This is a genomic window from Bradyrhizobium sp. UNPF46 (assembly GCF_006658625.1).
Taxonomy (GTDB): Bacteria; Pseudomonadota; Alphaproteobacteria; order Rhizobiales; family Xanthobacteraceae; genus Bradyrhizobium; species Bradyrhizobium nitroreducens.
In genome coordinates this window covers 1-14,736 of sequence record NZ_LFJB01000001.1, presented here as the reverse complement: position 1 = coordinate 14,736, position 14,736 = coordinate 1, and the positions used below count along the sequence as shown (strand labels likewise).

Annotated in this window: 14 protein-coding genes and 1 pseudogene; 9 read left to right on the top strand and 6 right to left on the bottom strand. The window is 63.3% G+C overall.

Annotation, left to right across the window (positions count from 1 at the left end; genetic code table 11):
• The first annotated feature begins 17 nt into the window (after window positions 1-17).
• From UNPF46_RS00080 to UNPF46_RS00045, 8 genes are all read left to right on the top strand, one after another.
• Window positions 18-443: an organic hydroperoxide resistance protein gene (locus UNPF46_RS00080; protein ID WP_018645071.1), complete on the top strand. Its 426-nt coding sequence runs from the start codon at window positions 18-20 to the stop codon at window positions 441-443.
• A 176-nt stretch (window positions 444-619) separates the two neighbouring features.
• Window positions 620-1,840, top strand: a complete 1,221-nt coding sequence (locus UNPF46_RS00075) for a CaiB/BaiF CoA transferase family protein (protein ID WP_142248633.1) — start codon at window positions 620-622, stop codon at window positions 1,838-1,840.
• A 299-nt stretch (window positions 1,841-2,139) separates the two neighbouring features.
• Window positions 2,140-3,456, top strand: coding sequence for a sn-glycerol-3-phosphate ABC transporter substrate-binding protein UgpB (ugpB, locus tag UNPF46_RS00070; protein ID WP_100178640.1), 1,317 nt, complete (start codon window positions 2,140-2,142; stop codon window positions 3,454-3,456).
• A 45-nt stretch (window positions 3,457-3,501) separates the two neighbouring features.
• A complete protein-coding gene (gene ugpA / locus UNPF46_RS00065; RefSeq protein ID WP_100178641.1) occupies window positions 3,502-4,383 on the top strand; it encodes a sn-glycerol-3-phosphate ABC transporter permease UgpA in 882 nt (293 codons plus the stop codon).
• Complete coding sequence (ugpE, locus tag UNPF46_RS00060) at window positions 4,383-5,231, top strand: sn-glycerol-3-phosphate ABC transporter permease UgpE (protein WP_100178642.1); 849 nt, start codon at window positions 4,383-4,385, stop codon at window positions 5,229-5,231. The genes ugpA and ugpE overlap by 1 nt, the downstream gene beginning before the upstream one ends.
• A 13-nt stretch (window positions 5,232-5,244) precedes the next feature.
• Window positions 5,245-6,333, top strand: coding sequence for a sn-glycerol-3-phosphate import ATP-binding protein UgpC (locus tag UNPF46_RS00055; RefSeq protein WP_142248632.1), 1,089 nt, complete (start codon window positions 5,245-5,247; stop codon window positions 6,331-6,333).
• 329 nt (window positions 6,334-6,662) lie between these two features.
• Window positions 6,663-7,088, top strand: coding sequence for an Hsp20 family protein (locus UNPF46_RS00050; protein ID WP_028139463.1), 426 nt, complete (start codon window positions 6,663-6,665; stop codon window positions 7,086-7,088).
• 50 nt (window positions 7,089-7,138) lie between these two features.
• Complete coding sequence (locus tag UNPF46_RS00045) at window positions 7,139-7,411, top strand: BQ00720 family protein (protein WP_100178644.1); 273 nt, start codon at window positions 7,139-7,141, stop codon at window positions 7,409-7,411.
• A gap of 400 nt (window positions 7,412-7,811) precedes the next feature.
• On the opposite strand, the gene UNPF46_RS00040 is transcribed toward UNPF46_RS00045, so the two are convergent.
• Window positions 7,812-8,924, bottom strand: a complete 1,113-nt coding sequence (locus UNPF46_RS00040; RefSeq protein WP_142248631.1) for a tetratricopeptide repeat protein — start codon at window positions 8,922-8,924, stop codon at window positions 7,812-7,814.
• Between the two features lie 73 nt (window positions 8,925-8,997).
• On the opposite strand from UNPF46_RS00040, the gene UNPF46_RS00035 reads away from it, so the two are divergent.
• Window positions 8,998-9,180 (top strand): hypothetical protein, encoded by a 183-nt coding sequence (locus UNPF46_RS00035; RefSeq protein WP_142248630.1) that lies wholly within the window; start codon window positions 8,998-9,000, stop codon window positions 9,178-9,180.
• Here UNPF46_RS00035 and UNPF46_RS00030 read toward each other — a convergent pair.
• The 5 genes and pseudogenes from UNPF46_RS00030 to rpoN all read right to left on the bottom strand — a co-directional run.
• Window positions 9,129-10,151, bottom strand: coding sequence for a glycoside hydrolase family 5 protein (locus tag UNPF46_RS00030; protein ID WP_142248629.1), 1,023 nt, complete (start codon window positions 10,149-10,151; stop codon window positions 9,129-9,131). The two genes, UNPF46_RS00035 and UNPF46_RS00030, sit on opposite strands and share 52 nt — an antisense overlap.
• Before the next feature lie 13 nt (window positions 10,152-10,164).
• Complete coding sequence (locus UNPF46_RS00025; protein WP_245448406.1) at window positions 10,165-11,502, bottom strand: O-antigen ligase family protein; 1,338 nt, start codon at window positions 11,500-11,502, stop codon at window positions 10,165-10,167.
• Between the two features lie 610 nt (window positions 11,503-12,112).
• Window positions 12,113-12,574 carry a PTS IIA-like nitrogen regulatory protein PtsN gene (gene ptsN / locus UNPF46_RS00015; RefSeq protein WP_100177808.1) on the bottom strand — a complete coding sequence of 154 codons (462 nt, stop codon included), beginning with the start codon at window positions 12,572-12,574 and terminating at the stop codon, window positions 12,113-12,115.
• 221 nt (window positions 12,575-12,795) lie between these two features.
• Window positions 12,796-13,407 carry a ribosome hibernation-promoting factor, HPF/YfiA family gene (gene hpf / locus UNPF46_RS00010; RefSeq protein ID WP_097663318.1) on the bottom strand — a complete coding sequence of 204 codons (612 nt, stop codon included), beginning with the start codon at window positions 13,405-13,407 and terminating at the stop codon, window positions 12,796-12,798.
• A gap of 80 nt (window positions 13,408-13,487) precedes the next feature.
• Window positions 13,488-14,736, bottom strand: a pseudogene (gene rpoN, locus UNPF46_RS00005) (RNA polymerase factor sigma-54); the annotation flags it as partial.

The following is a 14,736-nucleotide window of genomic DNA, read 5'->3' as shown; positions in this document are numbered from 1 at the left end:
ACCCAAGGGAGACGACAATGTCCGTGAACGTCCTCTACAAGACCAGCGCCAAGGCCACCGGCGGCCGCGACGGCCATGCTGCAACCCTCGACGGCGCGCTCGACGTCAAGCTCACCACGCCGAAGGAGCTCGGCGGCGGTGGCGGCGCCGGCAACAATCCCGAGCAGCTGTTTGCGGCCGGCTATGCCGCCTGCTTCATCGGCGCGATGAAGTTCGTGGCCTCGCAGGGCGGCCCCAAGGTTCCCGCGGACGCCTCCGTCACCTCGACCGTCGGCATCGGCCCGCGCTCCGAAGGCGGCTTCGGCCTCGATATCGACCTCGCGGTCTCGCTGCCGGGCCTCGCCCGCGCTGAGGCCGAAGCGCTGGTCGCCAAGGCGCACCAGGTGTGCCCCTACTCCAACGCCACGCGCGGCAATGTCGACGTTCGCCTGACGGTCGTCTGATCGGAACGGCGGATTGGCTGGCCCGGGATCCCCCTCGGGCCGGCCGCTTCCGTTGATTTCCCACATCGCGGGATTGCGCGGCGGCGGCGCATGCGGCCCTACGCGGCAGACCATTGCTGGCGCAAACAAACCTCGCTAGGCCTGTGACGAAATGTCGACACAGGGGAAGCGAAGGCATGAGTTCTGAAGCCGCGGGTTCTGAAGCTGTTTTGGGTGCCATGAGCGGATTGCGCGTCATCGATCTCACGCGCGTGCTCGGCGGTCCCTACTGCACCCAGATCCTCGCCGACCACGGCGCCGACGTGATCAAGGTCGAGCCGCCTGCCGGTGACGAGGTGCGCGACTGGGGCCCTCCCTTCCACGAGGAGGACGCGGCCTATTTCATCGGCATCAACCGCAACAAGCGATCGATCGGCCTCGACCTCGCCTCCGAGGGCGGGCGCATCGTGCTGCTCAAGATGCTGGAAACGGCCGACGTCCTGATCGAGAACTTCAAGCCGGGCACGCTGGAGAAATGGGGCATCGGCAACGATGTGCTCAGCCAGAAATTCCCGCGTCTCGTGCATTGCCGGATCTGCGGCTTCGGCGCCGACGGCCCGCGCGGCGGCAATCCCGGCTATGACGCCATCATCCAGGCCATGACCGGCATGATCGCGGCGACCGGCTCGCCGGAGAGCGGGCCGATGCGGATCGGCGTGCCGCTGGTCGACATCGGCACCGGCCTCTATGCGGCGATCGGCATCCTGATGGCGCTGTCGGAGCGGCAGCGTTCCGGCAAGGGCCAGTTCCTGGAGACGACGCTGTACGAGACCGGCCTTGCCATCATGCATCCGCACACCGCGAACTACTTCATGCATGGCAAGCCGCCCTCGCTCACCGGCAACGAGCATCCCAATCTCGTGCCTTATGCGATCTTCCCGACCAAGACCGACAACATCTTCATCGGCGTCGGCAATGACGGCACCTTCCGCAAGCTCGCCAAGGAGATCGGCAAGCCCGAGCTCGGCACCGACCCGCGCTTTGCCCGCAACAAGGACCGCATCGCCAACCGCGAGGCGCTGCGCGCCGAGCTCGCCGCGGTGTTCAGCCAGCACGAGGCCGAGCCGCTGTGCAATCGCCTGCTGGCCGCGGGCCTGCCCGCAGGGCCCGTGCAGAAGATCGACCAGGCGTTGACGAACCCGCACACGATCGCGCGCGGCGATATTATCGAGAAGGACTGGTACAAGGGCGTGGCGTCACCGATCCGGCTCGACCGCAGCAAGCCGAGCCTGCGCCGGCTGCCGCCGAAATTCAGCCAGCACTCGGCGGAAGTGCTGGGCGAGTTCGGCTACTCCAAGGCCGAGATCGACGCGATGGTCGAAAAGGGCACGGTCTGCGGCCCCGAGCGCAAGCGCTGAGGCAAGAAGAGAATCGAGCGCCAGGGGTAGGTGTGCTCCCTCTCCCGCAAGCAAGCGGGAGAGGGTTTCGAGCCTGTGGCCCGAACGTCGCTTATCCAAGCATAATGCCGCACTGCGGCGCGGGCACGATAGTGCACCGCGAACGGGGCAGGCTGCCCGCTTCGTCTTCGCCTATTTGACGACTTCCCATTTGGCAGCGCTTGCTGCTTTCGTTTCTCCCGCTTACACAGTCATGTGAACGTCATATGGCGCTGCTAGCGCAAGCGCTTCTTTAGTGACGGGCAAGGGAGGTTTTCTTGATGGCTCTTCGACATTTTGGCACGGCTGCTGCTGTGGCACTCACGTTTGGTCTCGGCGCAGCGCCGGCGCTGGCCGCGACGGAAATCCAGTGGTGGCACGCGATGACCGGCGCCAACAACGACGTCATCGTCAAGCTCGCCAACGACTTCAACGCAGCGCAGAGCGACTACAAGGTGATCCCCACCTACAAGGGCAACTACGCCGACACGATGAACGCGGGCATCGCGGCGTTCCGCGCCGGCAACGCCCCGCACATCATGCAGGTGTTCGAAGTCGGCACCGCGACCATGATGGCCGCGACCGGCGCCGTGAAGCCTGTCTACAAGCTGATGGCCGAGACCGGCGAGAAGTTCGATCCGAAAGCCTATCTGCCCGCGATCACCGGCTATTACTCGACCTCGAAGGGCGAGATGCTGTCGTTCCCGTTCAACTCGTCGTCGACCGTCATGTGGGTCAACCTCGACGAGCTCAAGAAGGCGAATGTCGAGATCCCCAAGACCTGGCCCGACGTTTTCGCCGCGGCCAAGAAGCTCCATGACAACGGCCATGCGACCTGCGGCTTCTCCAACTCGTGGGTGACCTGGGTCAATCTCGAGCAGCTCTCGGCCTGGCACAACGTGCCGCTCTCGACCAAGGCCAACGGCCTCGACGGCTTCGACACCGTGCTCGAATTCAACGGCCCGCTGCAGGTCAAGCATCTCGAGAAGCTGGTCGAGCTGCAGAAGGACAAGACCTACGACTATGCCGGCCGTACCAACACCGGCGAAGGCCGCTTCACCTCGGGTGAATGCCCGCTCTACCTGACCTCCTCGGCGTTCTTCGGCAACGTCAAGGCGCAGGCCAAGTTCAACTTCACCGCCGTGCCGATGCCGTATTATCCGGACGTCAAGGGCGCGCCGCAGAACTCGATCATCGGCGGCGCCTCGCTCTGGGTGATGGGCGGCAAGCCGGCCGACGACTACAAGGGCGTCGCCAAGTTCCTGAGCTTCCTCTCGGACACCGATCGCCAGGTCTACATCCACAAGGCCTCGGGCTACCTGCCGATCACCAAGGCGGCGTACGAGAAGGCCAAGGCCGAGGGCTTCTACAAGGATCAGCCCTATCTCGAGACCCCGCTGCTCGAGCTGACCAACAAGGAGCCGACCGAGAATTCGCGCGGCCTGCGCCTTGGCAACATGGTTCAGCTGCGTGACGTCTGGTCGGAGGAGATCGAGCAGGCGCTGGCCGGCAAGAAGACCGCCAAGCAGGCGCTGGATGCCGCCGTCGAGCGCGGCAACACCATGCTGCGCCAGTTCGAAAAGACCGCCGTAAAATAAGGCGAAGGCGCCGGCAGGCCACGCGGCCTGCCGGTGCCGTCCATCATGCAAAAGCAAGCCATTTTCCAATCGAAGCTATTGCCTTACGCGCTGGTTGCGCCGCAGCTCGCGATCGTCCTGATTTTCTTCTACTGGCCCGCCCTGCAGGCGGTGATCCAGTCCTTCCTGCTCCAGGACGCCTTCGGTCTGTCGACGAGCTTCGTCTGGTTCGACAATTACATCGAGCTGTTCAGGGATCCCGCCTATTTCGAATCGATCCTGCGGACCTTCTTCTTCTCGTTCGCCATCGCGGTCTCGTCGCTGTCCGTCGCGCTGCTGCTCGCCGTCATGGCGGACAAGCCGCTGCGCGGATCGACGCTCTATCGCACGCTTCTGATCTGGCCCTATGCAGTCGCGCCGCCGGTCGTCGGCGTGCTCTGGATCTTCATGCTGCATCCCTCGCTCGGTGTGATCTCGCGCTATTTGCGCGCTGCCGGGATCGACTGGAATCCGCTGCTCGACGGCGACCAGGCCGCCAGCCTGATCATCCTCGCCGCCGCCTGGAAGCAGATATCCTACAATTTCCTGTTCTTCCTCGCGGGCCTGCAAGCCATCCCGAAGAGCGTGCTCGAGGCCGCCGCGATCGACGGCGCGCGTCCGATGCGCCGGTTCTGGACCGTGACCTTCCCGCTGCTCTCGCCGACCATCTTCTTCCTGCTGGTCGTCAACATCGTGTACGCCTTCTTCGACACCTTCGGCATCATCGACACCATGACCCGCGGCGGTCCCGGCAAGTCGACGGAGACGCTGGTCTACAAGGTCTATTCCGACGGCCTGCTCGGCGGCAATCTCGGCAGCTCCGCGGCGCAATCGGTGATCCTGATGATCATGGTGATCGTGCTCACGGGAATCCAGTTCCGCTTCGTCGAACGCAAGGTGACCTACTGATGGTCGAGGACGAGGGCATTCGGCGCTACGTCGCCCATTTCATTCTCTGGATCGGAATCGCGATCGTCGCGTTTCCCGTCTACATCGCGATCGTCGCCTCGACCCAGGACAACGCGCTGATCGCGAACGGGCAGATGTCGCTACTGCCCGGCGGTCATTTCTTCGAGACCTACTACCAGACCATCTTCGTCGGCACGAGCGGCTCGACCCGCGAGCCGGTCGGCAACATGATGCTGAACTCGCTGGTGATGGCGCTCTTGATCGCGGTCGGCAAGATCGCGATCTCGATCATCTCGGCCTATGCGATCGTGTATTTCCGCTTTCCGCTGCGGATGCCGATCTTCTGGATCATCTTCATCACCTTGATGCTGCCGGTCGAGGTCCGCATCTATCCGACCTACAAGATCGTCGCCGATCTGCACATGCTCGACAGCTACGCGGGCCTCGCGCTGCCGCTGATCGCCTCGGCCACCGCGACGCTGCTGTTCCGGCAATTCTTCATGACCGTGCCGGACGAGCTGCTGGAGGCCTCGCGCATCGACGGCGCAGGTCCTTTGCGCTTCTTCTGGGATACGCTGCTGCCGCTGTCGCGCACCAACATGGCGGCGCTGTTCGTGATCCTGTTCATCCTCGGCTGGAACCAGTATCTCTGGCCATTGCTCATCACCACCCGCGACGACATGCAGACCATCCAGGTCGGCATCCGCAAGATGATCACCACCACCGACGCGCTGACCGAATGGCCGATCGTGATGGCGACCGCCGTGCTTGCGATGCTGCCGCCGGTCTTCGTCGTCGTCGTGATGCAGAAATTGTTCGTGCGCGGTCTGGTCGAGACGGAAAAGTAAGAAGCGAGTTTTCATGGCTAACGTCACCCTGCGCAACGTCCGCAAGACCTATCCCGGCGGCTTCGAGGCCATCAAGGGCGTCGACGTCGATGTCGGCGACGGACAGTTTTGCGTGCTGGTCGGCCCCTCCGGCTGCGGCAAGTCCACACTGCTGCGCATGGTTGCGGGCCTCGAGACCGTCACCGGCGGCGAGATCGACATCGGCGGCCGCATCGTCAACCAGATCGAGCCCGCCGATCGCGACATCGCGATGGTGTTCCAGAACTACGCGCTCTATCCGCATATGAGCGTCTACAACAACATGGCCTACGGCCTGCGCAACCGCGGCATGGCCGAGGCCGAGATCAAGACCCGCGTCGAGGAAGCCGCACGCGTGCTCGAGCTGTCGTCGATGCTGGAGCGCAAGCCGCGCCAGCTCTCCGGCGGCCAGCGTCAGCGCGTCGCCATGGGCCGCGCCATCGTGCGCCAGCCGAAGGTGTTCCTGTTCGACGAGCCACTGTCGAACCTCGACGCCAAACTCCGCATCGCGATGCGGGTCGAGATCCGCAAATTGCAGCGCCGGCTCAACACCACGTCGATCTACGTCACCCACGACCAGCTCGAAGCCATGACGCTTGCCGACATCCTGGTCGTGATGAACGGCGGCCAGGTCGAGCAGATCGGCAATCCCCTGGCGATCTACGAGAAGCCGGCGACCACCTTCGTCGCCTCCTTCATCGGCGCGCCGCCGATGAATCTGATGTCGACGCGGCCCGAGGAGATCCGCTCGCAGCTCGCCGGCAGCGCGGCGGCCGACGCCGGCATCCTCGGCATCCGCCCGGAAGATTTCGTCATCACCGACCGGACGCCCGACGGCGGCGTCGCCTTGCCGCTCACCGTGGAAGCCATCGAGCGCGTCGGCGCCGAAACCTTCGTCTACGGCTCGCGCGAGCAGGAAGAGCAACGTGTCGCCGCCACACCCGGCGAACTGCCGCCCGGCGAGATCATCGTCCGCATTCCCGGCACCGAGGCGCCCGCCATCGGCGCGAAAATCCGGGTCGCGGCTGTTCGCCAGAAGCTGCATCTGTTCAGCGGTGACGGCCGGAAGCGGTTAGAGGCCTGAGGGCTTCCGAAGCCTCCCAAACCAAAATTGCGAAAACAACCCCATGCACAGTAGAAGGGGCATTGTTTTCGTTGAGGAAATTGGCGACGGAAAATCGTCGCTCCTGCGCTGGTCGACTCAGCCTGAAGGAAATCTCTGCCAAGCGTTCGGAGACATGGCTGACACCTCAGCGATGGCAAGAACGGACCGGCGCGGCCGGCGCTCCCCATCCACAGCTCCCCCCGCTACGTCCTTGAACCAACACGGGAACGTGCCCATATTGCTGATCAAGGGGTGCCACTTGCGGGCCCCGACACACCAAAGTCGCTTCTGCGAGGACTTTGTAAACTATGTCTCGTGTTCCCACGTTATCCAGTCCGTTCCTTCTGGGCTTCGACGAGATTGAGCGTGTGCTCGATCGCGTCGTCAAAGGCGCCGACGGCTACCCTCCCTACAATATCGAGAGGTGTGGCGGCGCGGACGGCCAGCCCGAGCGGTTACGCATCACGCTGGCGGTCGCCGGATTCACCCGCGACCAACTCGATGTAACCATTGAGGAAAACCAGCTCGTGATCCGCGGGCGTCAGCAGGACGACAAGACCCGGCAATACATCCATCGCGGCATCGCCGCGCGCCACTTCCAGCGCACCTTCGTGCTGGCGGAGGGGATGCTGGTGCTGGGTGCGGATCTGAAGAACGGGTTGTTGTCGATCGACCTGGCCCGGCCTGAACCGGAGAGGATCGTTAAGACAATCGCTATCAATGAGCACGAATAATGGAACGAGTAGCGGACTCGACCGCTTAGTGTTCCAAAGGAGTCGAGACCATGAGTGAAGGTCACGTTGCGTTCGAATACGAAGCCAAGGCCGTCTCGCCCGAGACGCTGGCAACCCTCGGCGAAGGCCATATCGCCTATGTGAAGCAGATCCGCTCGGAAGACGTGCCGGGCCTGTTTCCGGAAGCGCCGAAAATCGCGCCGGGCCTCAAGCTCTTCGCGCTCCACGCCGCAGACGGCACGCCGATCATGCTGACCGACAGCCGCGAAGCCGCGATCGCCAACGCCTGGAGCAACGAGCTGCAAGCCGTCAGCGTGCACTGAGCGCACGCGCGTCGCACGAAGAGAGTTTTGACGGGCATGCCTTCAGGTGAAGGCGTGCCCGTTTTAATTTTGGCGATGACGCTGCTGCATCGTCATTGCGGCCGCAGTGACTTGTCCGCCGAAGCCTTGACGAAGTCGGAAGCAATCCAGAATCCCTCCGTGGAAAGGTTCTGGATTGCTTGGTCACAAGCGCTCCTCGCAATGACGGAGTGTGAGGCTACGGCACACGCAACTCCCGTGTCCTGGACGCGCTGCAGCGTGCAACGCTGCTGCGCAGAGCCGGGATCCAGGAGGCAACACGAGCGCTATGGAGACATGGGCCCCGGCTCTGCAGCGCACCGCTGAAGAAGCGCTGCGCTGCGTCCGGGGCACGAGCGCGAAGATATGCTCCCCACTCTCATCATTTCAGCAAACCCAGTCCCTCGCGCGCGGTGTCCACGGCCCATTTGTCGGCCGGCGGCAGCGCGAGCACGCTGTTGAAATCGGCGCGCGCTTGTTTTGGATCTGACATCATCATGTAGAGCAGGCCGCGACTGGCCAGGGTGACCTGGTTATTCGGATCGAGCCGGATCGCCTCCTTGTAGTCGGCGAGTGCGCGATCGTACTGTCCGATATCCCGGAATACGCCCGCACGATTGCGATAGGCCTCCACATTCCCGGGCTGCAATCGAAGTGCTTCGTCTAAATCTGCAAGGGCGCGTTTGTCGTCGCCCTTCCTGTGCAGAGCCACGGCGCGAATGACATAGGCTCTCTCGAAGGATGGCAGGATCCTGGTGACGTCATCCAGCTCCCGGATGGTGTTTTCGACATCGTCCTTCTTCAGGAACACCATGGCCCGGCAATAATGACCGCCGGCATTTGCGGGCTCCAGACGGACGGCGCTCTCACAGTCAGCGAGAGCCGCATCAATGTTACCCTTGGCGAGACGAATGGTGCTCCGCAACTCGTAGGGCAAGGCTGCGGCTGGATTGCGCTGCATCGCCTCGCTGTAGTCGGCGACGGCTCGCTCGGTGTCGCCCTTCGCGGCGTACACCTCTCCTCGCTTGACCAGCGCACGGTAAGCCTGCCTGGGGCTGCGTTCGATCGCATCGGTGAAGCCCGAGATCGCGAGATCGTAATCACGCCTGTTGAAATATTCCTCGGCGCGCGAGGCATAGGACGCTCCGTAACCCGGATCGAGACGAATGGCCTCGTTGTAGTCGGCCATCGCGTGGTCACGGTCCCCTTTGGCGGAATAGGCGCGGCCGCGGCAATGATAGGCCCGTCCGAAATTCGGATCGATCCGGATCGCAGCGCCGCAATCCTCGAAGGCGCGATTCCAGTCCCGCTTGAGGTACCAGGCTTCCCCGCGCAGCTCGTAAGCGGCTGCGTTGACCGGATCGGCCGCGATGATCCCGGTCTTCTCCGCGATGACGCGGTCGTTGGCCGCCTCGTCGGCGAGGGCCAACGCCGTGGCGGCAATGGTGACGGAGCAAAGCAGACCGAAAACCCGGCCGATCGAAGCGCAAATCATGTCTCAGAATCCTGCGCTGAATCCGTAGCCGTCTCGGGACGATATCGGTGTGCGACCGCGAAGTTGGTCGCGGATGGTGCGGTTCGGGTTCAAGCGAGCGGCGCGAGGCCTGCTCCCCGAGGTGCCGGAAATCGCGCCCGGCCTCGCGCTGCTTGCGCTCTACGCCACCGGCGGCACACCGATCGTGATGACCGACAGAAGCGATCAGCGTGCACGCGACATCAACGCCCGCATGATGTCCGGCTTCCAGGTTTGACGCGCGCTATCGAAGGCAGCGAAATCATGGTCGAACTGCCAGTAGGCCCATGCCCAGCCAAGCCGATCCGCATTTCGCGCCACGAACGACAGATATCGCGTCCGGGCTTCGGCCGGAGCACGCTCGTACACGCCGAACTCGCCGAGATAGATCGGGCGCTTCTCCCTTTCGGACCAGCCGCGAATCTTCTCGAAATCGGCAAGTGCCTTCCGTTCATCCTCCGGAGTGCCCCAATCGAGCGGTCCGAGTCGCGAAAATATTGGCGACCACGGCGCACCCTGATGGGTGAAGCGTATCGGCGCATAATAGTGAAACGTGACGATGAGGTTTCTGTCACCTGACGGCAGGGCCAGCTCCTCGACCGGCATGTCATCGACGTTGAGGACGGCAGCAATGACCGTCCGTCCGGGGTTGCTGGTGCGGATGATGCCGAGGCACTCGTTCAGCAGGGTGTTCCAGCTGGTGGACGTCATCTGCCCACCCGGCTCGTTGAGGACCTCGAAGACAAGCGTCGGATATCTTCCGGCATAGCGGCCGGCGATCTGGGTCCAGAACGCTTTCAACTTTTCGGCGCATCCGGCCACGTCGCGCTGGCAAGTGTCCGTGTCGTGCTCGTCGAGAACCGGGATGAGATTCCGGGCGAGCACTTCCTCGATCACGGCATCAAGCCGCTTCAAGACCGCTTCATCCAGCCGATCCCCCGGCCCCATGAACTTGAAACCGAAGAAATTGATCCGGACATGCGCGAACCCGGCGTTCCGGATGGCCGTGAGGTTGTCCAGACGAAATGGCGCGTTCCGGCCTCCTTCCCAGATGCCGTCGTAGCCAAGAATGTTGATGCCGCGTCCCAACTCTCCCGGCGCGCGCGCGGTGCCCTGCCCGGCTGCGCCGGCCCGGGAGCAGATTGCGAGAGCGGCTATCGCCAGAGCGAAGCCCAAGCTCACCGACCAACGGGCGCAGATGGCCTTCATCGTGTTTCCACCATCATTGCTGCGGGCCTTGCTGCGGCACCGGCCTGCACACTGCGAAGAAGAATGCGACAAGAAGCACCGACGTGAACATCGTCGAGCGCAGGAACATCGTCTCTGTGAAATTCGATTGAAAGCTCAGGACCACAAATCCGATGATGAGGGCGCACTGGCGACGATCGATCGACCGGGTGGCGATCAAGTACAGGACCTTTTCCGAGAACAGATAGACGCTTGCGACGAACAGCACGTATCCCAGGAACCCCGTTTCAATCGCCACTGCGATGTAACCGCTATGGTAATTGTCGAGCACCCAACCATGGTTCTGGTTGAAATAGTCGTAAATCGAAGGGCGCGTCCAGAATCCGTTGATGCCAAAGCCCAGCAGGGGCGCATCGTTGAAATGGCCGATGGCGTACTGCCAAATGAAGGTCCGCTCCGTCAAATCGATGGTCGATTCACCGAGATGAATGGAATCGTAGCCCGTCACATAGAAGTACAGGAACAGCAGGGCGGCCAGCAGGCTCATGATGAATGGCAGCACCGCATAAGCTCTCATGCAGCGGATCGACCACATCGAAGTCACCAGCAACCCACACGCGGCAACGGCAACAGCGCCGGCACCACGCGATTCCGAGGCGACGACGCATGTCGACGCCAGGAGAAACGTCGTGAGGAATGCGATCCATCCCTGCCCCGCCATCTTCTGATAGCAGGCAAAGAACATCAGATATGCGCTGATGAAGCCGAGCGTCTGCTTCGATTCGTAGATTCCCTGCCATTGGCCATTGTGCATCCAGCTCTGATCGACGCCGATCTCAGGCACGAAGACCGCACAGAGGGTCGAGGCGGCGACCAGAATGAAGAACCCCAATGCCGTCGATCCGACGATCTCGTCGATGTCGACACGCGTGATGAGGCAGTACGCACCGAAGGTCGTCACCACGAGTGCCGCGCTTTTCATGATCGCCGCGGCGGCGAGGCCGGTCCACAGGACGGAAATGGCGGCGAGGGCATAGAAGGCGACCAGCGCGATGAGATCGGGATTGGGCTGCACGCGTATGCGTGGACGCACGAAAGCGCTGGCGTAGATCAGGACGAGCCACATCAGGAGCGCAACGGCCTGTTGCACGTAGCTCCACTCTGCAGGAATCAGCGCGGGGTTGAGGACACCCATCGACGCGACCACGTTGACGGTGATCGAGCTGCGGATCACCGTTCTGGCAAGCTTCTCCACGCCGGCGACTGGCGCTTTCCAGATCGCGCTTTCGTAGGCCTCGGAATCGTCGGCGGGGTGCAGGCCGGCCCTGAGCTGCCCTTCCCGGAGCACGGCCAATGTTTCCTTACCGCGCATCGCGGCCGCCTTCGCGCGGTCGACGCTCCCGGAACTTGCACCGCGAGCGGACCTCGGAGGTCGCTTCGGGCAAACGCGCGGTCCGGACCCAACGATATCGATGATTGGCCTCACGCCCCCGTCGCCGGCGGCAGCACCGAACGGATCGCCTGGGCGTCGCGCGAGGCACGGAGCTTCTGGACGATCCCCGGCTGCCGAGCATCCGCCGGCCGACGCCCGGCTCCCCGGGCCACTGTCCCGCCGCCGCACCGATGCGCAACGGCGCCATTCCGATCCGCATCACGTCCGCTCAGTCCAAGGACCTCAAGCGATTCTTAGCGGACCTTGACGACACCCAATGTGCCGTACGTCTCAAGCGGGAGGAATTTCGGAGCGTCTGGAGCATTTTCGGTTCTGATTGAATCAGAACCGAAGCTCTAGATTCTTGTTTTGACGCGTTTTCTTCACGCGAACCGGTGTCCATTTCGCTCGAAAACGCTCTAGCTGGGAACACGATGGTCTGCAGGCTGCGGTTGCCGGAGATCGATCGGGGTCGGCCCGACACGGCCAACGCCGCGCACGCCAAACGACCGAAATCGATCCGGTCCGGCAGGCAAGAAGAAAGGCTGCGTTAAGCCGCGGTCGCCGGCGGCAGGGCCAGCACGGAATAGATCGCATGGGCATCGCGCGAGGCGCGGAGTTTTTTCGCGATGTCCTGGTCGCGCAGGAGGCGGGCGATGCGGGCGAGCGCCTTGAGATGATCGGCGCCGGCGCCTTCGGGGGCGAGCAGCAGGAAGACCAGATCGACGGGCTGGCCGTCCATGGCCTCGAAATCGATCGGACGATCGAGGCGTGCGAACAGGCCGAAGATCTTTTCCAGCTTGGGCAGCTTGCCGTGCGGAATGGCAACGCCATAGCCGACCGCGGTGGTGCCGAGCTTCTCACGCTGCAGCAGCACTTCGAACACGGAACGCTCGTTCTGCCCGGTCAGCTCGGCGGCCTTGGCCGCGAGCTCCTGCAAGGCCTGCTTCTTGCTGTTGACCTTCAATGCCGGGAGAATCGCCTCGGGCGCGACCAGATCGGTAATCGGCATGGAGCTTTCCGAGGTGAAATTAGACCGTCAGGTTCCGAAATGGCCGGCTTGGAGAGAAACCACGCCGGGCCGGCGCGAGAAGGTGAAGCAGGAGGGGGACTTAGCCCCGATCCTGATGTGGGGCGCTTCTACTCCAACGCAATCCCGGTGCCAACTGCCGCGTGCGGCTTTGCCCGGTCATTGTTAAGCCCTGGGGATCATACGGGGCTCCGGTTTCTGCCTTAACCGCCCGCCTTGCCGTCCGGTTTCGCACCAGGCGGATCGATCCAGCCGACATTGCCATCAGCCCGGCGGTAAATGATGTTCACCCGGCCGCTGGAGCCATGCTGGAATACCAGGCAGGGTGCCCCGCTGAGGTCGAGTTCCATGACGGCCTCGCTGACCGACAGCGGCTTCAGGGAGGTGGTCGATTCGGCGATGATGACGGGGCTGTAGCCGGTGACCTCCTCCTCGTCCTCGCCCTCACCCGGCGCCTCCAGCACGTAAGCCGTGGCGTCCAGGGCGGCGAGCGCGGCGGAGGCGACATGGGCCTTGCGGGCCGACCGGTCCTTGAGGCGGCTCTTGTAGCGCTTGAGGCGCTTCTCGATCATCACGAGAGCCTGGTCGGCGCTGGCATAGGCGTCCGGCGCGTTCGAATCGGCTTCCAGCGTGATGCCGGAATCCAGATGCAGCGCGCAGTCGGTGCGGAAGCCGAAGCCGTCCTTGCTGAGCGTGATGTGGCCGGAATAATTACCGTCGAAATATTTGCGCAGGACCTCTTCAGTCCGGTCGGTCACGCGGCCGCGCAGGGCCTCGCCGACACTGACGCTCTTGCCCGAAATCCGAAGAGTCATGTGATGCCTCGCTTGGTTTGCTTGCCAAGATTGGATCGGTCGCGAATGGAGGAGAGTAGCGCGATTTCGCGCCAGCGCAATCAGGCCGGTTCGGTGTTGCGGGAACGATCGGACAAAGCGGTGGAGAGGACGTTACCAAGAGCGCTCTGCTTGTCGCGGCGGCGTTGCACCGAGGACGGAATGCGCATGGCTTCGCGGTACTTCGCGACCGTGCGGCGGGCAATATCAATGCCCGAGGCGCGCAAGCGTTCCACGATGGTGTCGTCGGACAGGATCGCCGCGGGCTCCTCCGAATCGATCAGCTGCTTGATGTGGTGACGCACGGCTTCCGCGGAATGTGCCTCGCCGCCGTCGGCCGAGGCGATCGAGGCCGTGAAGAAATATTTCAATTCGAACGTGCCGCGATTGGTCGCCATGTATTTGTTGGCGGTGACGCGCGACACCGTGGATTCGTGCATCTGGATGGCGTCGGCCACGGCCTTCAGATTGAGCGGCCGCAGATGCGCCACGCCATGGGTGAAGAAGCCGTCCTGCTGGCGCACGATCTCGGTCGCGACCTTCAGGATGGTGCGAGCGCGCGCACCAGCCAGGTCGCGTTCTGCAGCGCGTCGGTGAAGTAGGACTTGTCGCCGTCCTTGCCGATCTTCTTCGACAGCTCGGAATAATAGGTCTGGTTGACCAGCACGCGCGGCAAGGTGTCGCTGTTGAGCTCGACATGCCATCCGCCGTCCGGACCCGGGCGGACATAGACGTCCGGCACCATGGTCTGCAGACGCGCCGAGCCGAACTTCATGCCGGGCTTGGGATTGAGGCGGCGGATCTCGCCGATCATGTCGGCGATGTCCTCGTCGTCGACACCGCAGAGCTTTCGAAGTGCCACGATGTCGCGCTTGGCGAGGAGATCGAGATGCTCGACCAGGGCCTGCATCGCGGGATCGTAGCGGTCGAGCTCGCGGAGCTGGATCGCGAGGCACTCGCTCAAATTGCGCGCGCAGACGCCGGGCGGATCGAATTTTTGCAGCACGGCAAGGACGCCCTCGACGTCGGCTTGCGATGCGCCAAGACGCTCGGCGGCCTGGCCGAGGTCGGCCGGCAGATAGCCGGCCTCGTCGACGAGGTCGATCAGGTACTGGCCGATCATGCGCTCCGCCGCACCCGTGAAAGCGACGGACAGTTGCTCGGCGAGATGGTCCGACAATGTTGTCTCGGCCGCGACAAAAGCTTCGAGATTGTAGTCTTCGTCACCCGATGCGCCGCCGCCCCATTCCGTATAGGTGGTCGGCGCGGCGTCCTGGGCATTGCGCGCCGCCGCCTCGGCGGGCTCCTCGG

Coding starts and splice junctions, on each gene's coding strand:
- UNPF46_RS00025 (WP_245448406.1), bottom strand. CDS start 11,502: ATGCGCGGTAAGGAAACATTGGCCGTGCTCCGGGAAGGGCAGCTCAGG.
- UNPF46_RS00040 (WP_142248631.1), bottom strand. CDS start 8,924: ATGATTTGCGCTTCGATCGGCCGGGTTTTCGGTCTGCTTTGCTCCGTC.
- UNPF46_RS00045 (WP_100178644.1), top strand. CDS start 7,139: ATGAGTGAAGGTCACGTTGCGTTCGAATACGAAGCCAAGGCCGTCTCG.
- UNPF46_RS00050 (WP_028139463.1), top strand. CDS start 6,663: ATGTCTCGTGTTCCCACGTTATCCAGTCCGTTCCTTCTGGGCTTCGAC.
- ugpA (WP_100178641.1), top strand. CDS start 3,502: ATGCAAAAGCAAGCCATTTTCCAATCGAAGCTATTGCCTTACGCGCTG.
- UNPF46_RS00055 (WP_142248632.1), top strand. CDS start 5,245: ATGGCTAACGTCACCCTGCGCAACGTCCGCAAGACCTATCCCGGCGGC.
- UNPF46_RS00030 (WP_142248629.1), bottom strand. CDS start 10,151: ATGAAGGCCATCTGCGCCCGTTGGTCGGTGAGCTTGGGCTTCGCTCTG.
- ugpB (WP_100178640.1), top strand. CDS start 2,140: ATGGCTCTTCGACATTTTGGCACGGCTGCTGCTGTGGCACTCACGTTT.
- hpf (WP_097663318.1), bottom strand. CDS start 13,407: ATGACTCTTCGGATTTCGGGCAAGAGCGTCAGTGTCGGCGAGGCCCTG.
- ptsN (WP_100177808.1), bottom strand. CDS start 12,574: ATGCCGATTACCGATCTGGTCGCGCCCGAGGCGATTCTCCCGGCATTG.
- ugpE (WP_100178642.1), top strand. CDS start 4,383: ATGGTCGAGGACGAGGGCATTCGGCGCTACGTCGCCCATTTCATTCTC.
- UNPF46_RS00075 (WP_142248633.1), top strand. CDS start 620: ATGAGTTCTGAAGCCGCGGGTTCTGAAGCTGTTTTGGGTGCCATGAGC.
- UNPF46_RS00035 (WP_142248630.1), top strand. CDS start 8,998: ATGGTGCGGTTCGGGTTCAAGCGAGCGGCGCGAGGCCTGCTCCCCGAG.
- UNPF46_RS00080 (WP_018645071.1), top strand. CDS start 18: ATGTCCGTGAACGTCCTCTACAAGACCAGCGCCAAGGCCACCGGCGGC.